Origin of the sequence: Enterobacter oligotrophicus, assembly GCF_009176645.1 — a bacterium.
GTDB classification, from domain to species: domain Bacteria; phylum Pseudomonadota; class Gammaproteobacteria; order Enterobacterales; family Enterobacteriaceae; genus Enterobacter; species Enterobacter oligotrophicus.
The window spans coordinates 233,568-253,188 of sequence record NZ_AP019007.1; the positions used below are offsets into that span (position 1 = coordinate 233,568).

Genomic DNA, 19,621 nt, shown 5'->3' on the forward strand with positions numbered 1-19,621 from the left:
TCATGAACGCCATGCGCATGATCATCGCTATTGTGTGGCTTACCGGACTGCTGCCAGGGATGGCGCAGGCATCGGATGCCGATAATTTTGTTGCCGCGAATCGCAGCCAGCAGGCAGCGATGTTGACACAATGGGCGGCATCGCCGGAACCGGCGCGGCTGGCATTGCTACACGCGCTGCAAACCGAAAACCTGTTTATCGACAGTCAAAAACATGCCTTTACGCGCAGCCAGGGCCACATGCTCGCGCTGGGCGACGCAAAAGCGGCAGCAGGGCAAACTAAAGCGGTACGCCTGACCAACCGGCTACGCGTTTTGTCTGCCACCGCATTGGCAACTCATCAACTTGTCAGTGACAACGTCACGGAAAGACGCGCAGCAGCGAAACAACTTCAGCGCGATGCCCAGCCAGAAATGCTCGATTTCCTGCAAAAGCGGGCAAACAGCGAGACGGACGACGTTGCGCGACAGTCGCTTCTGCTGGCACTGGCGAACCTGCAGGTAAACAACCCTCAGGCAGAGGTGCGCCGCAAGGCCGTTGAACTGCTCGGCCAGTCCGACGACCCGGACGTTCAGTCCCGGCTGATGCCCTTTACCCAGCCACAAAACGAACCGGATGCCAGCGTGCGTGCGGCTGCCGAAGAGAGCCTGAAGCATATTAAGTACCGTCTGATGTGGGGCGATCTGCTGGGGCAGGCGTTTATGGGCCTTTCGCTGGGGTCGGTGTTGCTGCTGGCAGCGCTCGGGCTGGCGATCACCTACGGCTTGCTGGGTGTCATCAACATGGCGCACGGCGAGATGCTGATGCTGGGAGCCTATGCCACCTGGATGGTGCAACAGATGATGGCGCAACTGGCACCGCAGTGGCTGGCGCTCTATCCCGTGGTGGCGCTGCCAGTCGCGTTTATTCTGACCGCATCCATTGGGATGGTGCTGGAACGCACGGTGATCCGCCATCTGTACGGTCGACCACTGGAAACGCTGCTGGCCACCTGGGGGATCAGCCTGATGCTGATCCAACTGGTGCGCATGACCTTTGGCGCACAGAACCTTGAGGTTGCCAACCCAGCCTGGCTTTCGGGTGGCGTACAGGTATTCGCCAACCTGACGTTGCCGTGGAACCGTATCGTGGTGCTGGGTTTTGTGTTGCTGGTGCTGTTCTTCACCTGGCTCATTCTGAATAAAACCCGTCTTGGCCTTAACGTGCGCGCGGTTACGCAAAACCGCAGCATGGCCGCCTGCTGCGGCGTACCGACGGGGCGTATTGATATGCTGGCCTTTGGTCTTGGCTCAGGGATTGCGGGTTTAGGCGGCGTGGCGTTATCCCAGTTAGGTAATGTCGGGCCGGAACTGGGTCAGGGCTACATTATCGATTCGTTCCTGGTGGTGGTGCTGGGCGGCGTAGGCCAGCTGGCAGGAAGCGTGGCTGCGGCATTTGGCCTGGGGATTTTCAACAAAATTCTGGAGCCACAGATGGGCGCGGTTCTTGGCAAAATCCTGATTCTGGTGGCGATCATTCTGTTTATTCAGAAACGCCCGCAGGGGTTGTTTGCACTCAAAGGGAGGGTTACTGATTAATGAGCCAGCCACTGACCTTAACGCTGGCGCGTAGCGCGCCACGGACCACGCAAATTATTGGCAGCCTGCTGGTGGCGATCCTGCTGGTATTACCGTTTCTCGCCTTGCTGCCCGCCAGCCACCCGCTGGCACTCTCGACCTGGATGCTAACGCTCCTGGGTAAGATCCTCTGTTACGCCATCGTGGCCGTCGCGCTCGACCTTGTCTGGGGATATGCGGGCATGTTGTCTCTGGGGCACGGTATTTTCTTCGCGCTGGGCGGCTATGCAATGGGAATGTATCTGATGCGCCAGGCGGCGGGTGACGGTCTGCCTGCGTTTATGTCGTTTCTTTCATGGAGTGAACTGCCCTGGTTCTGGTGGGGAACGCAACACTTTGCCTGGGCGCAGGTGTTGATTGTGATGGTTCCCGGCCTGCTGGCGCTGGTCTTCGGCTGGTTTGCCTTTCGCTCGAAGATCAAAGGGGTCTATTTCTCCATCATGACTCAGGCGTTGACCTACGCGGGCATGTTGCTGTTCTTTCGCAATGAAACCGGCTTCGGTGGAAATAACGGCTTTACCGGCTTTACCACGCTGCTCGGTTTTTCCGTAACGGCAACGACTACGCGCATAGCGCTGTTTCTGGCGACCGTGCTGTTGTTGCTACTGGCACTGGGCATCGGTTTTGCGCTGGCGAAGAGCAAGTTTGGCCGCATTCTGACGGCCGTTCGCGATGCTGAAAACCGCCTGACATTTTGCGGCTACGATCCACGCGGATTCAAACTGCTGGTCTGGACGCTTTCTGCCGTGCTGTGTGGCCTGGCGGGGGCACTGTATGTTCCGCAGGTCGGCATCATTAACCCCGGCGAAATGTCGCCGACTAACTCGATAGAAGCGGCGATCTGGGTGGCGCTGGGCGGGCGTGGCACGCTGGCAGGGCCGGTGATTGGCGCGGCGCTGGTGAACGGGGCGAAAAGCGTGTTTACCGTCACAATGCCGGAATACTGGCAGCTGTTTCTGGGGCTGATATTTATCGCGGTCACGCTGTTTTTACCGCGCGGCGTCTACGGTCTGTTGCGTAAGGGAGAGAAATAATGCAGCCAGCAGAAGGATTGTTTACCCGCCAGTTGCCCGGCGACCGCTATCGCGACCAGACCGATCCGGTGCTGCAACTGGAGGCCATCAACGTGAATTTCGATGGATTTCAGGCGCTGACGGACCTTTCACTGAATATCGGCGTCGGCGAGCTGCGCTGCGTGATTGGGCCAAACGGTGCAGGGAAAACCACGTTAATGGATGTCATCACCGGTAAAACCCGGCCAAAAAGCGGGAAAGCCATTTACGACCAGTCTACCGACCTGACCACGCTGGAGCCCGCCGCCATTGCCCGACAGGGGATCGGGCGAAAATTTCAGAAACCGACGGTGTTTGAAGCGTTAACGGTGTGGGAAAACCTCGAAATTGCGATGAAAACCGACAAGTCTGTCTGGGCGAGCCTGCGGGCTAAACTCACTGGTGAGCAACGCGATCGTATCGATGAGATGCTGGTTTTGCTGCGCTTGACCACAGAACGTGACCGCCGCGCGGGGCTGCTTTCTCACGGGCAGAAGCAGTTCCTGGAGATTGGCATGCTGCTGGTGCAAGACCCGCATCTGTTACTGCTGGATGAGCCTGCCGCCGGGATGACCGACGCGGAGACTGAATATACGGCTGAACTTTTCAGAACGCTGGCGGGCAAGCATTCCCTGATGGTGGTTGAGCACGATATGGGCTTTGTGGAAACCATTGCCGATCACGTTACGGTACTGCATCAGGGACGCGTACTGGCGGAAGGATCGCTTCGCGAGGTGCAGGCCAACGAGCAGGTGATTGAAGTCTATCTGGGACGCTAAGGAGCCGCGATGTTACAGGTTAATGAACTGAATCAGTATTACGGCGGAAGCCATATTCTGCGCGGTGTGAGCTTTGAGGCTGTTACCGGTGAGGTGACCTGCCTGCTGGGACGCAACGGTGTCGGGAAAACCACGCTGCTGAAGTGTCTGATGGGGCTGATCCCCGCCAGAACAGGTGATATCGTCTGGCAGGGCAAAAAGATCACCCACAGTAAACCGCACCAGCGTGTGCAGTCTGGCGTGGCGTATGTGCCTCAGGGACGCGAGATTTTCCCGCGTCTTACCGTCGAAGAAAATCTGCTGCTGGGACTGTCACGCTTCAGCGCGCGAGACGCGAAAAGCGTGCCGGATGAAATCTGGCAACTTTTCCCGGTGCTAAAAGAGATGAAGCACCGCCGCGGGGGCGATCTCTCCGGCGGTCAGCAGCAGCAACTGGCGATTGGTCGTGCGCTGGCGAGTCGGCCGCAGTTATTAATTCTGGATGAACCGACAGAGGGCATCCAGCCGTCGGTCATTAAAGAAATTGGACAGGTGATCCGCAAGCTGGCAGACAGAGGCGATATGGCTATTCTGCTGGTTGAACAGTTCTACGACTTTGCGGCGGAGCTTGCCGACAGCTATCTGCTGATGTCTCGCGGCACCATCATCCAGCGGGGGCGGGGTGAAAATATGGAGCAGGAGGGGGTTCGCGGGCAGGTTGCGATCTGAAATGTTATAATATAACATCCTCATTCTCATAAAACGGAGTGAGGGTTTTATTTTGGCTATACGTATTGGAAAATTTGCAATGACTCTGGGGGCGCTGCTGGTCAGCGGCCAGCTGTTTGCCCACTCGCACGGTCACCAGATGACCGAAGCGGAACAGAAAGCGGCGAACGGCGTTTTTGAAGATAAAGACGTTAAGGACAGAAAACTGTCCGACTGGGACGGCGTCTGGCAGTCGGTCTATCCGTTTTTGCTGGATGGCTCGCTGGACCCGGTCTTTAAAAAGAAAGCGGAGAAGGATAAACATAAATCCTTTGACGAGGTGAAAACCTATTACCGCGCCGGTTACGCGACCGATGTGGATTCGATTGGCATTGAAAATAACGTTATGGAATTCCATAAAGGCAACGCGGTGAGCAGCTGCCAGTACGATTACAACGGCTACAAAATCCTGACCTATGCCTCAGGCAAAAAAGGGGTTCGCTACCTGTTCGAGTGTAAGGCTGCTGACAGCAAGGCACCGAAATTTGTCCAGTTCAGTGACCATATCATCGGGCCGAAAGCCTCGTCACACTTCCATATCTTTATGGGCAACACCTCTCATGAGGCACTGCTGAAAGAGATGGATAACTGGCCGACGTATTACCCGAACGAGATGGAGAAAGAGCAGGTCGTGGAGGAGATGTTGCACCACTAGGTTTTTGCTGTTGCCGGGTGGCGCTGCGCTTCAAGAACGCGAACGTAGGCCGGGTAAGCGCAGCGCCACCCGGCAGTTAAACGGCTCACACTACGTCAGGCGTTTCGCACCACGCCTTCATGCTCATCCCACGCAAAATCATCAGCCAGGCAATGACAATGGCCGCCATCATAATGGCAAACAACGACCAGTGTGGCAGATGGGTCAGGATAATCCCGGTGATCATCGGGTTGGCCGCCGCGCCCAGCCAGCCCAGCGCCTGCGCAGAGAAGTAGCTCGCCTTCATCCCCGGCGGGGCAATGTTATCAATCAGCATATATTCCCCCGGTGCATAAATAATCTCGCCCAGCGTAAAGATGGCGGCGGCAATGCCCCAGTAAACCAGATTCTCCCCGGAGAGCATAAACCCGCCGAGTCCCGCGATGAAAAACAGGGTGGCGACAGTCATTAGCGGACGAATGTTAGTGGCTGAAATTTTGCGTCCAACGACGTACTGCAGCGTCACCACCACGGCGGCGTTCACCGGAAGCACGACGGCGACGACATTCTGGGCAAAATCGCTGTCGGCATTTGCCGCCAGTACGTACTGCGAAATGCAGCTGGCGAATGAGCCGCCAACGTAAGAAGCAAGGAGGCCGGACAGCGTGAACCAGAACAGGGCGCGGTCGCGCAGCAGCAAGGACGGCTGCCAGGGCGCTGTCGGCTGTGTCGTATCCAGTGCCACGCTTTTCTGCACGAAGAAGTGGATAAACCCGAGCGGGAGCGCGGCACAGAAGGCTGCGAGCCAGAACGGTAGTTGCAGGCTGTACATCACCAGCAGCGTGCCGATGGGCGGCCCGACCGTCCAGCCAATGTTCAGGAAACTGTAGTTCAGCGAAAACACGCGCGCTTTTTCGCTGGAGGTTAGCACATCGGCAAACCAGGCTTTCAGCACCGTTGAAAAAACAGAATAGGCGCAGTTGATCAGGGCAAAGAACAGCACCACCAGCGTAACGTTATTTACCAGCGGGATCGCCACAAAACCGGCAATAAACGCCAGGATAGCGATCAGCATGTAGCGTTTTTTATCAAACTTATCGGCCAGAATGCCAAACCCTAAGCTGAACACCACGCCAATGGTCAGGGCGATGGTCAGGGCATAACCAATATTCTCAACGCTCATGCTGTAGGCGCGCGTGAGATAGATGGTCATGAACGGCAGCGTTGCCCCTCGACCAATGGTTAATAGCAATGACGATGCCAGCAACGCTGCAGTGGAGCGCCTGAGAGATGGTTTCATATTCTTGCCCAGAAAATCGTTATGTTTTTTTTATGTTATATCAGGAGTACCACGACATAAGGGGCTTGTATAGCACCTGATTTATCCGTAAGTGCTTCACCTGACTGCCAGAAATAATGATCTTCTCGTGACGCGTTTTTTTCGTTACCTTGAAGTGTTTACAAAAATTTAATAATTCAGGGGCAGGGTATGACATGTAAAGACGGGCTGCTGGCGATGCTGGTGGTCGTAGTATGGGGGCTGAATTTTGTGGTCATTAAAATGGGTTTGCACAATATGCCCCCGCTGATGCTGGCCGGTTTGCGTTTTATGCTGGTGGCGTTCCCGGCACTCTTTTTTGTCGCCCGTCCCAACATACCGTTTAAATTGTTGCTGGGTTACGGCCTGACTATCAGCTTTGGTCAATTCGCCTTTCTGTTCTGCGCCATTAAGTTCGGTATGCCTGCCGGTCTGGCTTCGCTGGTATTACAGGCCCAGGCCTTCTTTACCATCATTCTCGGCGCATTTGTATTTGGCGAACGTCTGCAGGGCAAACAGCTTGCAGGGATCACGCTGGCGGTATTTGGCGTACTGGTGCTGATCGAAGCCAGCCTTAATGGACAACACGTGGCGCTGCTCGGCTTTATGCTGACGCTGGCGGCAGGGCTAAGCTGGGCGTGCGGGAACATTTTCAACAAACTGATTATGCAGCATGATGCGCGTCCGGCGGTGATGTCACTGGTGGTCTGGAGCGCCTTAATTCCGATTGTGCCGTTTATGGCTGCCTCATTCATTCTTGACGGGCCAGACGCCATGCTGAGTAGCCTGGTTGAGATCGACATTACGACCATTATGTCGCTTATCTATCTGGCGTTTGTGGCAACCATTGTAGGCTATGGGATCTGGGGCTCGCTCCTGGGGCGCTATGAAACCTGGCGTGTTGCGCCACTGTCGCTGCTGGTGCCGGTGGTCGGGCTGGCAAGCGCCGCCATTTTGCTGGATGAGAAGCTCAGCGCCCTGCAACTGCTTGGCGCAGTGCTGATCATGGCCGGGCTCTATATCAATATCTTTGGTTTACGGGTGCGTCGTACCGCGCGGGTGAAGGGATAAGGCAAAAAAAAGCCCCGCACCTGCGGGGCAAAAACGAATCAGAAGTCGTGCCGGTTGTAATACGGTACGCCTAATTCGTCGGATTTATCGCTGCCAGCCCCCATGTGGTTGAAATCAAAGGGGGACTGGTCATGTGCGGACGGCAGGGTAATCGCATCACGATTGTTCTGCTGTGCTGCACGGGGTGTTTGCTCCGCGAAGGCCTGGCTGGAGACAAGCACCAGCAAGGCGAGGGCGGCGGAGGCGATAACGTTCATGATTTCCTCGGTTACGTCTTTACAGGCGATGATTAACTACAATGTTTTAACGGATAAAGGTATCGGGATTCACCCGGCATGCTGGTGATACGATACTTATGAGGCGGCACGTCGAAGTAGTTCTTGAACGTGCGCGTCAGGGTTTGTTGGGATTCAAAACCGTAACGCTCCGCCAGATAAAGGATCGGCTCATTGCTTTCTTTCAGTTTTTGGGCAATTTCCGTCAGCTTACGGCTGCGAATATATTGACCTAATGAATGGCCGGTCTCTTTTTTGAACATCCGTTGCAGGTGCCATTTTGAGTAACCTGAACGCTCTGACACTTTCTCAAGGGAGAGCGGCGATTCCAGGTTATCTTCGATCCAGTCCAAAATGCTATGAATAGTGATAGCGTCAGTATTGCGTCTGGACATCGTCATACCTCTTTTTCTGTTTACGGCAGGATTTTCTTAAGCAAAAGCTCAAGTGTTGCCACTTCATCTGCCGTTAAGTTTTTTGTTAGTTCCTGGTGCAGTGTTTGTCCTACTAGTTGATGACATTGCTCACACATGGCCGCGCCGTCGCTGGTCAGTTTCACCAGTACGCCACGTTTGTCATTCGGGTTAGGGCTTCGTTCTATCCATCCCTTGCAGACGAGACGATCCAGCATGCGGGTTAACGCACCCAGATCGACAGAGAGCACCTTTTTCAGCTCAACCGGCGTGATACACACTTCGCAGCGAATAGAACACAGCACTTTGAACTGTGTTGCGGTGATATCCAGCGGTGACAGGTAGTCATTGAGCAGGCGATCTTTTTTCTGGTTAACCATATGAATAAGACGACCCAGTGGAATTATGTCGTTGAAGAGATCACTGGTGCTTTTCACAATGGTTGCCCTGGCAAGTAGTTTAGTCACGGCAGATATTATTGCTCAGGCAAGTATAAGTCAACTGAATGAATCAGCCGATGCCACGAATTGCTAAAACGTTTCGTGAACCTTTTTTTGCGGCTTTCAAATCATAAACATAACGGAGTGTTATGGTTCAGGCGTGAAAACAATCCTTACGTCGTGACGATAGCTGAATCATGAGATTTCCCCCTATAATTGCGGAGTTGAAAATGGATAAGGACAGCGACGCGTTATGGTGGATTTGATTAAAGCAATTGGTCTTGGGTTGGTCGTTTTGCTGCCCCTGGCGAACCCGTTAACCACGGTGGCTCTGTTTCTGGGGCTGGCCGGGAACATGAACAGCGCGGAGCGTAATCATCAGTCGATGATGGCTTCCGTGTATGTGTTTGCCATCATGATGGTTGCGTACTACGCCGGGCAACTGGTGATGAACACGTTTGGGATCTCCATCCCTGGGCTGCGTATTGCCGGCGGTCTGATCGTCGCCTTTATCGGTTTTCGGATGCTGTTCCCGGCGCAAAAAGCCCATGATTCGCCGGAAGCTAAAAGTAAATCCGAAGAACTTGAAACCGAGCCGAGCGCCAATATTGCCTTCGTGCCGTTAGCGATGCCGAGTACGGCAGGGCCGGGAACGATCGCGATGATTATCAGTTCCGCCTCGACGGTTCGTGATGGCTCCACCTTCCCGGACTGGGTTGTGACTGTCGCACCGCCGATCATTTTTGCCCTGATCGGCATTATTGTGTGGGGGTCATTGCGCAGTTCTGGGGCGATTATGCGCTGGGTGGGCAAGGGCGGTATCGAAGCGATCTCGCGTTTGATGGGCTTCCTGCTGGTGTGTATGGGCGTGCAGTTTATTATTAACGGCGTGCTGGAAATTATTAAAACCTACCACTGAGGTTATTGCCGGGTAGCGCTGCGCTTACCCGGCAAAACACTCACCCGTGATGCACCTGTTCTTCCATCGCTACCGGCCATTTACGGAAAATCAGTACCGACCAGATAAGCGCCACGAGTGCCGGAATCGCCCCCAGGTAGCCAATCGCCGACATCGATACATGAAGGCTGATCTGATTGCCCACCAGCGCACCCGCGCCAATACCCAGATTAAAAATGCCTGAGAATAGCGACATCGCCACGTCGGTGGCATCCGGGGCCAGGGCCAGCACTTTTACCTGCATACCAAGCCCGATAATCATGATCGCTATGCCCCAGAAGATGCTGAGGATCGCCAGATGACTTTCACTGCCCGCTGCGGGCATCAGTAATACCAGACACACCAGCAGCAGGCCGATGGCACCGCTTACCAGCACCGAAGCATGCTGATTGCCGAGTTTACCGAAGAGGATGCTGCCAATAATGCCCGCGCCGCCTAAAATCAGCAGCAGGACGGTGGCAAAGTTAGCGCTAAAACCGGCAACAACCTGTACAAACGGCTCAATATAGCTATACGCCGTGTAATGCGCGGTCACGACAATCACGGTCAGCAGATAGATGCTCATCAGCGCCGGACGGCGAACCAGCAGCGGCAGGCTTTTCAGCGAACCGGAATGTTCACTTGGCAGTTTTGGCAGCAATTTAATCAGGCAAACCAGTGTGATTAGCGCGCCCATACCGATAGCGAAGAAGGTGGTGCGCCAGCCGAAGTATTGCCCGACGATGCGGCCAATCGGCAGACCCAGCACCATCGCCAGCGCCGTTCCGGTCGCAATCAGGCTCAGCGCCTGAGCGCGTTTGCCCGCAGGGGCGAGACGAATGGCGAGCGACGCGGTGATCGACCAGAACACGGCATGCGCAAATGCGATCCCCACACGGCTAATGACCAGCACGGTAAAGTTCCAGGCCATAAACGACAACACATGGCTGGCGATAAACACCACGAACAGGCCAATCAACAGTTTTCGCCGCTCCATCTGGCTGGTCAGTAGCATAAACGGCAGCGACATCAGCGCCACGACCCACGCGTAGATGGTCAGCATAATGCCCACCTGAGCCGTCTCCATCTGGAAACTCTTTGCGATGTCAGACAACAGCCCAACGGGCACAAATTCTGTGGTATTAAAAATAAACGCGGCAACAGCAAGCGTGACCACACGTAGCCACGCGACCTTGCGGGAAACAGTGTTTATTGTCATAGGGATGTCTGGGATTCGTTGGATAAAAGATGAGAGGCCGATCTTAAGGCTTTAAACGGCGAAAACTCAACCATTATGTGACTCAGATCCCAATATTTACCTTATCACAACGGTAGCGGACGCGGTTGTTTTCATCGAATATAAAGACCAACACAATAAAAACAGGCGGTAACAGAATGCAGGAGATTGATTTTTATCTGGTCGATGCTTTTAGCAACGAGGCGTTCGGCGGTAACGCGGCGGCGGTATGCCCGCTGGAAGAGTGGTTACCGGATGAGACACTACTCAGGATGGCGCAGCAGCATAATCAGTCTGAAACGGCGTTTTTCGTCCGCACCGACGAGGGCTTTGCGCTGCGCTGGTTCACCACGCAATATGAAATAAATCTGTGCGGCCATGCGACGCTGGCGGCATCCCACGTCATTTTTGAATACCTTGATTATCCTCATACGGAAATTACCTTTTCGACGCGATTCGTGGGCAACCTGACGGTGAAACGCAACGGCGACTGGCTGACGCTAAACTTCCCGGCCTGGGCGACGGAAGTGGTCGACACGCCACCGGCCTTGCTTTTCAGTTCACTGGGCATTGACGGTGCAGCAGAGGTGCGCGTCGGGCGCGATTATATGGTGGTGCTGGAGAACCAGCAGCAGGTGGAAGCCTTAACGCCGGATATTGCCGCCATGATCCCGCTGGGGAAAATGGTCTGCGTAACGGCACCGGGCGAACACGACGATTTTGTCAGCCGCTTCTTCTGTCCTGGCGAAGGCGTGCCGGAGGACCCGGTCACAGGGTCAACCCACAGCATGCTGATTCCGTACTGGAGCAAAAAACTAGGGAAAACGCAGATGAAAGCCCGTCAGGTGTCGGCGCGAGGGGGTGACTTGCGCTGTGAGTTAACCGGTGACCGCGTACTGATTGGCGGCCAGGCCTCGCTGTACCTGAAGGGTAAAATCTATATGCGCTAATCGTTATGCAGAAGGCGCAGGTGCCTGACGTTCGTTCAGCAGCGCGATAAAGGCTTCGAGCTGGCGGGTCATCGCGCCGCGACGCCACACCAGCCAGGTGGTAAGCCAGCGCCAGTTCTCCGCCAGCGGCCACGCCTCAACCTGATGATGTCCTGGCATACTTTCCAGCATTGAGCGGGGCATCAGCGCAATGCCTGCCCCTGCGATCACGCAGGCGAGCATCCCGTGATACGACTCCATCTCATGAATGCGCCCCGGTGTTGCTCTGTCTGCATGAAACCAGCTTTCCAGATGTCGACGATAGGAGCAGTTAGCGCGAAAGGCATACACATCGCTGCCGCTTACCTGCGTTGCGCGGGAGACTTCACGGTGTCCAGCAGGCGCTACCAGCATCATCTCTTCCCGGTAGACCGGCATGCCGTCCAGTTCAGGGTGCGATAACGGCCCGTCGACAAATGCGGCACTTAACGTTCCCTCCAGCACGCCGTCGATCATCGTTCCTGAGGGGCCGGTAGAGAGGGCAAACTGAATACGGGGATAGCGCTGGTTAAATAAGGCCAGGCTTTCGGGGATGCGCACAGCGGCGGTGCTCTCCAGCGCGCCGAGGGCAAACAATCCCTGGGGTTCATCACCGGCGACAACCATCCGCGCCTCGTCAACCAGCGCCAGGATCTGCTTACTGTAGCGCAGAAAGTTATGTCCGGCTGGCGATAGCCGCAAACGCTGATTTTCACGAATAAACAGCTCTACGCCGAGATCCGCCTCCAGCTGGCGGATGCGGGTCGTGAGGTTTGACGGAACGCGATGCACTTTCTGCGCCGCCTGGGTGATGCTGCCGGTCTGCGCAACGGCGTTAAACATTTCAAGCTGAGTTAAGTCCATGCCATTCTCGTTTTGTGAATAAGGTGGTCATTATTATTCATTTTTAAGAAATAGCAGAGTGAGCCACACTGAAGCAACTGTTATTGCGTGGAGAATATTATGACTCAGTCAGTTGCTACATCTGTAAACCCGGCGACCGGCGAAACGCTGGCGTCTTATCCGTGGGCGACCGCCGAAGAGGTTGAACAGGCTATCGCGCAGGCGGACGCCGGTTTCCGTCAGTGGCGGCGTGAGAGCGTGTCCCACCGCGCTCAGAAGCTGCGCGATCTCGGTGTGGCGCTGCGTAACCGGGCGGAAGAGATGGCCCAGATGATGTCCCGCGAAATGGGAAAACCCATTTTGCAGGCGCGCGCGGAGGTGACGAAATCGGCCAGTCTGTGTGACTGGTATGCCGAACACGGCCCGGCAATGCTGCGTGCCGAACCGACGCAGGTGGAAAACCAGAATGCGGTAATTGAGTACCGCCCACTGGGGCCTGTTCTGGCGGTGATGCCGTGGAATTTCCCGCTCTGGCAGGTACTGCGTGGTGCAGTGCCGATCCTGCTGGCGGGGAACAGCTATCTGCTCAAGCATGCGCCTAACGTGCTGGGCTCAGCCGAACTCATTGCCCGTATTTTTGCCGACGCCCGTTTTCCTCAGGGTGTTTTTGGCTGGGTCAATGCCACTAACGACGGTGTGAGCCAGGCGATTAACGATCGTCGTATCGCTGCCATCACCGTGACCGGGAGCGTGCGTGCCGGTGCGGCAATAGGAGCACAGGCGGGGGCGGCGCTGAAAAAATGCGTGCTTGAACTGGGAGGCTCCGATCCGTTTATCGTCCTGAATGATGCCGATCTGGATCTGGCTGTAAAAGCCGCAGTGGCCGGACGTTACCAGAATACCGGGCAGGTTTGCGCAGCGGCGAAGCGTTTTATCGTTGAAGCGGGCATTGCCGATGCCTTTACCCAACGCTTTATCGATGCCGCCTCTGCGCTGAAGGTCGGCGCGCCGGATAAAGAAGAGAGCGATATCGGCCCGATGGCGCGTTTTGACCTGCGTGATGAGTTGCACCAGCAGGTACAGGCGACACTGTCAGAAGGTGCAACATTGCTGCTGGGCGGAGAGAAAATCGCCGGCGAGGGGAATTACTACGCGCCAACGGTACTGGGGAACGTCGCGCCGGAAATGACGGCGTTTCGTCAGGAGCTGTTTGGCCCTGTCGCGGCCATCACGGTTGCAAAAGATGCCGAACACGCGCTGCAACTGGCTAACGACAGTGATTTCGGTTTGTCTGCGACCGTCTTTACCGCCAACAGTGCGCTGGCGGCATTATTCTCACGCGAGCTGGAGTGTGGCGGCGTGTTTATTAACGGTTACAGCGCCAGTGATGCGCGTGTTGCCTTTGGCGGCGTGAAGAAAAGCGGGTTTGGCCGTGAGCTTTCACACTTTGGTTTGCACGAATTCTGTAATGTGCAGACGGTATGGAAAGATCGCGTTTAACGAAAAAGGGCCTTCATTGCGAAGGCCTTTGTCACGTTTTTGCAATGGTTCTGTCATTTTTCTCTCGTAGACTCCATCGCGTCTAACGCATTGTTACAGAAGAAAATTATGAACCTAACGCAAATTTTACGCCGTATTGCGCAGCGCATCATCCCACGTCAGTTTGGTCTGCTGGCCGGTATCTTTTGTATTATTGGGCTTTTCTCCGCACTGCAACTCTCCTCATCCTTTCTGTTAACCGCTTCTCTCAAAGAGGCCCAGCGCAACGAGCAGCACAATCAGCTGGCATATCAGCAGCAGGGAAAGCTGGATCTGGCGCGCGTCTCTCTGCTGGCGGCAAGCGATCTGCTTAACCGTTCGGGCGTTTGGTTTATGCAGGATAAAGAGACCGGCTCAGAAGGAAGCTGGCACAGCCTGATGGACGAGGCGCAAAAATCGCTGGAGGCGTCTCAGCAGGCATGGAATGCCTGGCTTGCACTTAATCCGCCGAAGGACGAAGCGTTGATAAACAGTTACCAGCTATTCTATGGAGCCATTAAAGAGCAGGCCGAAGGGCTTATCAAAACTAACTCAATTGATGCCTTTTTCGCGGTGCCCGCCCAGGCGTTCCAGACTGATTTTAACGATAACTATGCTCGCTATCAGCAGGTAAGCGAGAAACAGGCAGTACAGGGACGGCAGGCGCTGATGGAGCAGCTTTCAGGGCTGCAAACGCTGTTCCTGCTTGCGCCGGTTGTGCTGCTGGCGATAGCGATTGTCGTCTGGTTCGGGATGGCAAAGTGGGTCATTACACCGCTGCGTCGGTTGATCGCACACATCAACCTGCTGGCTGCGGGGGATTTGTCGGGCACACCGCCTGGCGTAATGCGCTTTAACCGCGAAATTGGGCAACTCAGCGACAGCGTTGTCACCCTGCAAACGGGCCTGCAGCAGCTGGTGATGCAGGTCAGTGATGCCACTACCTCAATGGTTGAAAATATTGGATCGCTGGCACAGGGCAATCAGAAGCTGTATCAGCAGTCGGCTCGTCAGGCGAAGGAACTGGAAGATGTCACGTCACATATTGCTGTGCTGGAGACACACGTCGAAGGCAATACCGGCTATGCGAGGCTTGCCAGTACGCGCGCGGATGAGGCGAGGCAGGCCGCAGCAGGTGGCGATCACATGATGTCGACCGTCAATGAATCCATGCAGGCGATCGTTGACCGATCTTCTGAGATGCGAGGGATCGTCGCGATGATCGACAGCGTGGCGTTTCAGACCAATATACTGGCTCTCAACGCAGCCATTGAAGCGGCGCATGCGGGGGAGCAGGGCCGCGGCTTTGCGGTGGTTGCCAGAGAGGTTGGGCTGCTTGCCAGAAAGAGCAGCCACTCAACCCAAACCATTCAGGAGCTGATCAACCACTCCTTGCAGGGCATTGAAGATGGTTCGAAAGCCGTGACGCGCCTCGAAGATAACCTCCAGCAGGTGACCGGGCTGGTGGCGAATTTAAGCAGCCTGCTGAATGATATCTCGACCGCCACGCTGAGCCAGGGGGAGAGCATTCACCAGATGACCCGCCAGCTTCAGGCGCTGAACCAGGTGTCACGCCAGACTGACGCGCTGGTCACTGATGCGTCACAAGCCTCCGAGCGTCTGCAGCAGGAGTCCGATCTTTTGCTGCACGCCGTTTCGCGTTTTCGTCTCCCTGCCTGACGCGACATATCAGCGTCTGTTATACTCGCAGCCCGTTTTAGCCTGAGGGCAAGGAGCAAAGTGTGGCTGCGGTCATCCATAATGAGATGCTGGACGAGATTCTGGCGCAGGTTCGTCCGTTACTGGGGCAGGGTAAGGTTGCCGACTATATTCCGGCGCTGGCGTCGGTCAGCGGTAATAAGCTGGGCATCGCCATTTGTACGGTAGACGGCCAGCGCTATCAAGCCGGTGATGCCCGTGAGCGCTTCTCGATTCAGTCAATTTCAAAAGTGCTGAGCCTGGTGGCGGCCATGCGTCAGTATGATGAAGATGAAATCTGGCAGCGCGTGGGTAAAGATCCGTCCGGCCAGCCGTTTAACTCTCTCCTGCAGCTTGAAATTGAACAGGGTAAACCGCGTAACCCCTTTATCAACGCCGGGGCGCTGGTGGTGTGCGATATGCTGCAAAGCCGCCTCAGTGCGCCTCGTCAACGTATGCTTGAAATTGTGCGCCAGCTTTCCGGTGTGCAGGATATCGCCTATGATCCGGTTGTGGCACGCTCTGAGTTTGAACACTCCGCCCGTAACGCGGCAATTGCCTGGCTGATGAAATCGTTTGGCAATTTTCATAACGATGTTGCCACCGTTCTGCAAAACTACTTTCACTACTGTGCGCTGAAGATGAACTGCGTTGAGCTGGCCCAAACGTTTTTGTTCCTCGCTCACCAGGGCCACGCGCCGCATCTCTCTGAAGATGTGGTTTCCCCGATGCAGGCTCGCCAGATTAACGCCCTGATGGCGACCAGCGGGATGTATCAGAACGCCGGAGAGTTCGCGTGGCGTGTTGGTTTGCCAGCCAAGTCGGGCGTTGGCGGGGGCGTCGTGGCGATTGTACCGCACGAGATGGCGATAGCCGTCTGGAGCCCGGAACTGGATGAGACGGGAAATTCACTTGCCGGTGTGGCAGTGCTGGAGCAACTGACACAACGCCTGGGGCGGTCGGTCTACTGATGTCAACGCTGGAGCCGTTATTTATTCGTTTGTCACGTTCAACCTTTCGTTCCCGTTTTCGCTTAGGGCCGAAAGAGCGGCAATACTGCTGGGACAAAGGGGCCGACACCATCGATCAACATGCCGCAGATTTTGTTTCTAAGCGGCTGGCCCCGGCACATCCTGCCAGGGATGGAAAGCAAACGCCGATGCGCGGACATCCGGTATTTATCGCGCAGCACGCTACCGCCACCTGTTGTCGGGGCTGTCTGGCAAAATGGCACAATATCCCGCAGGGGGAGCCACTCACTGCGCAACAGCAGCACTACATTGTCAGCGTGATCCATCACTGGCTGGTGTTACAGATGAACGCCTGAAACTGGCAGGTTATGATCGTGTTGTGTATGTGTTATAGATGCATGCTAAATTATTTCCATTCATGCTAATGGCCGCAAATACGTGCCATAAGTGATTATATGGATCGATATTTCATGCGTTCTGCTATCGCTTCGTTCACACTTTTTCGACCAGAAAGCCCGCTACGCAATGCGGTGGGTATCTTTCTCCTCACCACATTGTTCTATTTTATCGGTGCAGAGTTGCGTCTGGTGGAAGCATTATCTCTTTTCTGGCCGCTGAACGGGGTCATGGCGGGCGTATTTTCCCGTTATCTGTACCTTAACCGCCTTCGCTATTACACGGTCTCTTACGTCGCCATGCTGATGTACGATGCGGTAACCACTAACTGGGGAATGGCTTCTCTGGTGATCAATGCATCGAATATGGTCTTTATTGCTACCGTGGCGCTGCTGGTGCTGCGTGATAAGCGGTTAATGAGGGCTACGCAGGAACCGATCAACGCGCTGCGGCTGTTTAATTATTGCCTGGTTGCCGCCTTGCTGTGTGCACTCCTGGGGGCGACAGGCTCGGACGGGATAGACAGCCTGACGTTCTGGCCGCTCTTTGCCGACTGGTTTAGTGAGCAGTTCTCGACAGGTGTGTTGATTGTGCCGTGCATACTTACGGTGAAAATACCGGAACGCTTTATCCGGTTCCGTCCTGAGCAGCTCCTGCCGGTGCTGGCGTTGATCGTTTCTGTTGCGGCGTCGGTCATCATTGGCGGAGCGGGGAGCCTGGCCTTTCCGTTGCCCGCGCTTATCTGGTGTGCTGTACGGTATTCCCTGCCAGCAACCTGTTTGTTGACATTTGTTACCGGAGCGGCAGAGATCATACTGGTTGCTAACTCTGTTATTGATATTGCGGTCGACGCGCCGCTGTCGACACCGATGATGTTCTCGGCGCGCCTCGGGATTGCGACGATGGCGATTTGCCCGGTAATGGTTTCCGTGAGCGTGGCAGCCATTAACTCGCTTATCCGGCAGGTCTCATTGCGGGCGGATTACGACTTTCTGACGCATGTCTATTCGCGCTCCGGTCTGTACGAAGCACTCAAACATGAAGGGGCGCACCGGCACTCACGCTTTCTGACGGTTATGCTGCTGGATATTGATTATTTCAAGAGTATCAACGACAACTACGGCCACGAGTGTGGCGACCGTGTGTTGGCGTCTTTTGCGCAGAAAGTGCAGCAGGTCGTGGGTGAGGATGGGCTGGTGGCGCGTATGGGGGGTGAAGAATTTGCGGTGGTCGTGAACTCCGGCGATGCGCAACACGGTTTTACCCTGGCTGAACGTATCAGGCTCTCCATAGCAAATCATCCGTTTACCTGGCGGCAGCAAACCTTGTACTTAACGGTCAGTATCGGGCTGGGGAGCGGAAAATCGGAGTCCTGGGAGTTAACAGAGGTCTTTAACAGGCTCATGGCTGAGGCAGACGATTATCTCTATCGTTCGAAAAAAGCAGGCCGAAATCGTACCAGTGCGCGGTTGTCGGCGGATCTGATCGTCGCCGAACCGGAGCGGGGGGCGTAGTGGGCGAAAATGTCATCCGTTCAGTCAGAATGCGGTATGCGTCTGAATGATTAGCGGATAAATTGCTTGCTACGTATTTTTAAGCTCAATAAGATTACCGCAAGAAATATATCGGAAAAATCTTAGCATGAATGCCACTGACAAACTCAGCTCCACGCCCCGCGTACCCGGCAGTCGGTTTGTCAAACGTATGTATCTGATGCGTATTCTCGGTACGCTGCTCTGTTTTTTCCCCGTGCTGTCCGTGCTGGCCGAGCACCAACGTTCAGTCTGGCTTATGGTATTGCTGGGGATGAATGCTTTTATCTGGCCCACTGTTGCCTGGTATCGCGCGCGTCAATCACCGGTTCCTCTGGTCACGGAACAGCAAAACCTGCTCCTTGATGCCGGAGCCGGGGGATTCTGGATCGCCATGATGGCGGTGAATCCGCTGCCATCTGTGGTGATTGCCACGATTCTGCTCGCAGACAGGCTCTCAGCGGGAGGACTTCCGCTGATGAGGAAGGCGGCGGTTCTGATGCTGGCGGTTTTTCTGGTGAGCTGGCTAACACAGGGGATGGCTGTAGACCTGATCGTCTCGCCGCGAACGCTGTTTGCCACGTTGCCCCTGATTGCGATCTACATGATTGCCCTTAGCGTGCTCACGGACAGTATTGCGCGGCGTCTTCGGATCAAGAGCCGGGAGCTTGAGCGGATCGCCATGATGGACCCGTTGCTCGATATTGCCAATCGACGCCTGCTTGAAAAGCGTATCGATCACGAGCTGAATAAACTTCGCCAGTCCTGCCGTGAGTCCGCGTTGATGTTTATTGATATCGACAATTTTAAAGAGGTTAACGACCGTTTTGGCCATAAGGTAGGGGATGCGTTGCTGGCTACGGTATCGCAGATCCTGCATCTGGCGACACGGCCTACGGATACGCCAGCGCGTCTGGGCGGCGATGAGTTCGTGATCCTGCTGCCGAATACCACCCTTGATGAAGCCCATATCGTGGCTACCCGTATTATGGATGCCGCTGCGGTGATGAAAGATGTCGCTCAGGAGGCCGTGCATTGTACGCTCAGTATCGGTATAGCCTGCGCCACGCGCGACATGGACAGCGTGACCGACTGGCTGCAGGCAGCCGATAATGCCCTTTACCAGGCCAAGCGTGAGGGTAAGAACAGAATTTTCGCCCACTGATAATGTCGCTG

20 protein-coding genes are annotated in these 19,621 nt (G+C 55.3%); 14 read left to right on the top strand and 6 right to left on the bottom strand.

Features of this window, described 5'->3' with window-relative positions; genetic code table 11:
* Positions 1–2 precede the first annotated feature (2 nt).
* Genes urtB through zinT form a run of 5 tightly spaced genes read left to right on the top strand, consistent with a single transcriptional unit; the run spans position 3 to position 4,849 of the window.
* Positions 3–1,577 carry an urea ABC transporter permease subunit UrtB gene (gene urtB, locus EoCCA6_RS01145; RefSeq protein WP_152081086.1) on the top strand — a complete coding sequence of 525 codons (1,575 nt, stop codon included), beginning with the start codon at positions 3–5 and terminating at the stop codon, positions 1,575–1,577.
* Positions 1,577–2,650 carry an urea ABC transporter permease subunit UrtC gene (gene urtC / locus EoCCA6_RS01150; protein ID WP_152081087.1) on the top strand — a complete coding sequence of 358 codons (1,074 nt, stop codon included), beginning with the start codon at positions 1,577–1,579 and terminating at the stop codon, positions 2,648–2,650. The genes urtB and urtC overlap by 1 nt, the downstream gene beginning before the upstream one ends.
* Positions 2,650–3,447 (top strand): urea ABC transporter ATP-binding protein UrtD, encoded by a 798-nt coding sequence (gene urtD / locus EoCCA6_RS01155; RefSeq protein ID WP_152081088.1) that lies wholly within the window; start codon positions 2,650–2,652, stop codon positions 3,445–3,447. The genes urtC and urtD overlap by 1 nt, the downstream gene beginning before the upstream one ends.
* Before the next feature lie 9 nt (positions 3,448–3,456).
* On the top strand, positions 3,457–4,155 hold the full coding sequence (gene urtE, locus EoCCA6_RS01160) for an urea ABC transporter ATP-binding subunit UrtE (protein ID WP_152081089.1): 699 nt from the start codon (positions 3,457–3,459) through the stop codon (positions 4,153–4,155).
* Between the two features lie 52 nt (positions 4,156–4,207).
* Positions 4,208–4,849, top strand: a complete 642-nt coding sequence (gene zinT, locus EoCCA6_RS01165; RefSeq protein ID WP_152081090.1) for a metal-binding protein ZinT — start codon at positions 4,208–4,210, stop codon at positions 4,847–4,849.
* Positions 4,850–4,934: 85 nt separating this feature from the next.
* Here the strand turns inward: zinT and ydeE are convergent, their stop codons facing one another.
* Positions 4,935–6,128 (bottom strand): efflux MFS transporter YdeE, encoded by a 1,194-nt coding sequence (gene ydeE, locus EoCCA6_RS01170; RefSeq protein WP_152081091.1) that lies wholly within the window; start codon positions 6,126–6,128, stop codon positions 4,935–4,937.
* 189 nt (positions 6,129–6,317) lie between these two features.
* On the opposite strand from ydeE, the gene eamA reads away from it, so the two are divergent.
* Positions 6,318–7,217: an O-acetylserine/cysteine exporter gene (eamA, locus tag EoCCA6_RS01175; protein ID WP_152081092.1), complete on the top strand. Its 900-nt coding sequence runs from the start codon at positions 6,318–6,320 to the stop codon at positions 7,215–7,217.
* Between the two features lie 38 nt (positions 7,218–7,255).
* Here the strand turns inward: eamA and marB are convergent, their stop codons facing one another.
* The 3 genes from marB to marR are packed head-to-tail and all read right to left on the bottom strand — an operon-like array spanning position 7,256 to position 8,342.
* Entirely contained in the window at positions 7,256–7,474 is a 219-nt protein-coding gene (marB, locus tag EoCCA6_RS01180) for a multiple antibiotic resistance protein MarB (RefSeq protein WP_152081093.1), read from the bottom strand.
* Between the two features lie 32 nt (positions 7,475–7,506).
* Positions 7,507–7,887 carry an MDR efflux pump AcrAB transcriptional activator MarA gene (gene marA, locus EoCCA6_RS01185; protein ID WP_001303241.1) on the bottom strand — a complete coding sequence of 127 codons (381 nt, stop codon included), beginning with the start codon at positions 7,885–7,887 and terminating at the stop codon, positions 7,507–7,509.
* Positions 7,888–7,907: 20 nt separating this feature from the next.
* The gene (gene marR, locus EoCCA6_RS01190; protein ID WP_020884159.1) at positions 7,908–8,342 is read right to left on the bottom strand and encodes a multiple antibiotic resistance transcriptional regulator MarR; all 435 of its coding nucleotides are present in this window, start codon (positions 8,340–8,342) and stop codon (positions 7,908–7,910) included.
* 256 nt (positions 8,343–8,598) lie between these two features.
* On the opposite strand from marR, the gene EoCCA6_RS01195 reads away from it, so the two are divergent.
* A complete protein-coding gene (locus EoCCA6_RS01195) occupies positions 8,599–9,264 on the top strand; it encodes a MarC family NAAT transporter (protein WP_152081094.1) in 666 nt (221 codons plus the stop codon).
* 40 nt (positions 9,265–9,304) lie between these two features.
* Here the strand turns inward: EoCCA6_RS01195 and EoCCA6_RS01200 are convergent, their stop codons facing one another.
* The gene (locus EoCCA6_RS01200) at positions 9,305–10,501 is read right to left on the bottom strand and encodes a sugar transporter (protein WP_152081095.1); all 1,197 of its coding nucleotides are present in this window, start codon (positions 10,499–10,501) and stop codon (positions 9,305–9,307) included.
* A 176-nt stretch (positions 10,502–10,677) separates the two neighbouring features.
* Here EoCCA6_RS01200 and EoCCA6_RS01205 point away from each other — a divergent pair, with 176 nt between their 5' ends.
* The gene (locus EoCCA6_RS01205; RefSeq protein ID WP_152081096.1) at positions 10,678–11,469 is read left to right on the top strand and encodes a PhzF family phenazine biosynthesis protein; all 792 of its coding nucleotides are present in this window, start codon (positions 10,678–10,680) and stop codon (positions 11,467–11,469) included.
* Between the two features lie 3 nt (positions 11,470–11,472).
* On the opposite strand, the gene ptrR is transcribed toward EoCCA6_RS01205, so the two are convergent.
* Complete coding sequence (ptrR, locus tag EoCCA6_RS01210) at positions 11,473–12,351, bottom strand: putrescine utilization regulator PtrR (protein ID WP_152081097.1); 879 nt, start codon at positions 12,349–12,351, stop codon at positions 11,473–11,475.
* Between the two features lie 99 nt (positions 12,352–12,450).
* On the opposite strand from ptrR, the gene sad reads away from it, so the two are divergent.
* The 6 genes from sad to EoCCA6_RS01240 all read left to right on the top strand — a co-directional run bounded on the left by sad (position 12,451) and on the right by EoCCA6_RS01240 (position 19,610).
* The gene (gene sad, locus EoCCA6_RS01215) at positions 12,451–13,830 is read left to right on the top strand and encodes a succinate-semialdehyde dehydrogenase (RefSeq protein WP_152081098.1); all 1,380 of its coding nucleotides are present in this window, start codon (positions 12,451–12,453) and stop codon (positions 13,828–13,830) included.
* Positions 13,831–13,938: 108 nt separating this feature from the next.
* Positions 13,939–15,528, top strand: a complete 1,590-nt coding sequence (locus tag EoCCA6_RS01220) for a methyl-accepting chemotaxis protein (protein ID WP_152081099.1) — start codon at positions 13,939–13,941, stop codon at positions 15,526–15,528.
* Positions 15,529–15,614: 86 nt separating this feature from the next.
* Entirely contained in the window at positions 15,615–16,517 is a 903-nt protein-coding gene (gene glsB, locus EoCCA6_RS01225; RefSeq protein ID WP_225903377.1) for a glutaminase B, read from the top strand.
* On the top strand, positions 16,517–16,873 hold the full coding sequence (locus tag EoCCA6_RS01230; RefSeq protein WP_152081101.1) for a DUF4186 domain-containing protein: 357 nt from the start codon (positions 16,517–16,519) through the stop codon (positions 16,871–16,873). The genes glsB and EoCCA6_RS01230 overlap by 1 nt, the downstream gene beginning before the upstream one ends.
* A gap of 114 nt (positions 16,874–16,987) precedes the next feature.
* Positions 16,988–18,427 carry a GGDEF domain-containing protein gene (locus EoCCA6_RS01235; protein ID WP_152081102.1) on the top strand — a complete coding sequence of 480 codons (1,440 nt, stop codon included), beginning with the start codon at positions 16,988–16,990 and terminating at the stop codon, positions 18,425–18,427.
* 190 nt (positions 18,428–18,617) lie between these two features.
* Entirely contained in the window at positions 18,618–19,610 is a 993-nt protein-coding gene (locus EoCCA6_RS01240) for a sensor domain-containing diguanylate cyclase (protein WP_152084377.1), read from the top strand.
* Positions 19,611–19,621: the final 11 nt, after the last annotated feature.

Coding starts and splice junctions, on each gene's coding strand:
- EoCCA6_RS01200 (WP_152081095.1), bottom strand. CDS start 10,501: ATGACAATAAACACTGTTTCCCGCAAGGTCGCGTGGCTACGTGTGGTC.
- EoCCA6_RS01240 (WP_152084377.1), top strand. CDS start 18,618: ATGTATCTGATGCGTATTCTCGGTACGCTGCTCTGTTTTTTCCCCGTG.
- sad (WP_152081098.1), top strand. CDS start 12,451: ATGACTCAGTCAGTTGCTACATCTGTAAACCCGGCGACCGGCGAAACG.
- urtC (WP_152081087.1), top strand. CDS start 1,577: ATGAGCCAGCCACTGACCTTAACGCTGGCGCGTAGCGCGCCACGGACC.
- EoCCA6_RS01205 (WP_152081096.1), top strand. CDS start 10,678: ATGCAGGAGATTGATTTTTATCTGGTCGATGCTTTTAGCAACGAGGCG.
- urtE (WP_152081089.1), top strand. CDS start 3,457: ATGTTACAGGTTAATGAACTGAATCAGTATTACGGCGGAAGCCATATT.
- EoCCA6_RS01220 (WP_152081099.1), top strand. CDS start 13,939: ATGAACCTAACGCAAATTTTACGCCGTATTGCGCAGCGCATCATCCCA.
- glsB (WP_225903377.1), top strand. CDS start 15,615: ATGCTGGACGAGATTCTGGCGCAGGTTCGTCCGTTACTGGGGCAGGGT.
- ptrR (WP_152081097.1), bottom strand. CDS start 12,351: ATGGACTTAACTCAGCTTGAAATGTTTAACGCCGTTGCGCAGACCGGC.
- EoCCA6_RS01235 (WP_152081102.1), top strand. CDS start 16,988: ATGCGTTCTGCTATCGCTTCGTTCACACTTTTTCGACCAGAAAGCCCG.
- marB (WP_152081093.1), bottom strand. CDS start 7,474: ATGAACGTTATCGCCTCCGCCGCCCTCGCCTTGCTGGTGCTTGTCTCC.
- marA (WP_001303241.1), bottom strand. CDS start 7,887: ATGTCCAGACGCAATACTGACGCTATCACTATTCATAGCATTTTGGAC.
- EoCCA6_RS01195 (WP_152081094.1), top strand. CDS start 8,599: ATGGTGGATTTGATTAAAGCAATTGGTCTTGGGTTGGTCGTTTTGCTG.
- eamA (WP_152081092.1), top strand. CDS start 6,318: ATGACATGTAAAGACGGGCTGCTGGCGATGCTGGTGGTCGTAGTATGG.
- urtD (WP_152081088.1), top strand. CDS start 2,650: ATGCAGCCAGCAGAAGGATTGTTTACCCGCCAGTTGCCCGGCGACCGC.
- EoCCA6_RS01230 (WP_152081101.1), top strand. CDS start 16,517: ATGTCAACGCTGGAGCCGTTATTTATTCGTTTGTCACGTTCAACCTTT.
- ydeE (WP_152081091.1), bottom strand. CDS start 6,128: ATGAAACCATCTCTCAGGCGCTCCACTGCAGCGTTGCTGGCATCGTCA.
- urtB (WP_152081086.1), top strand. CDS start 3: ATGAACGCCATGCGCATGATCATCGCTATTGTGTGGCTTACCGGACTG.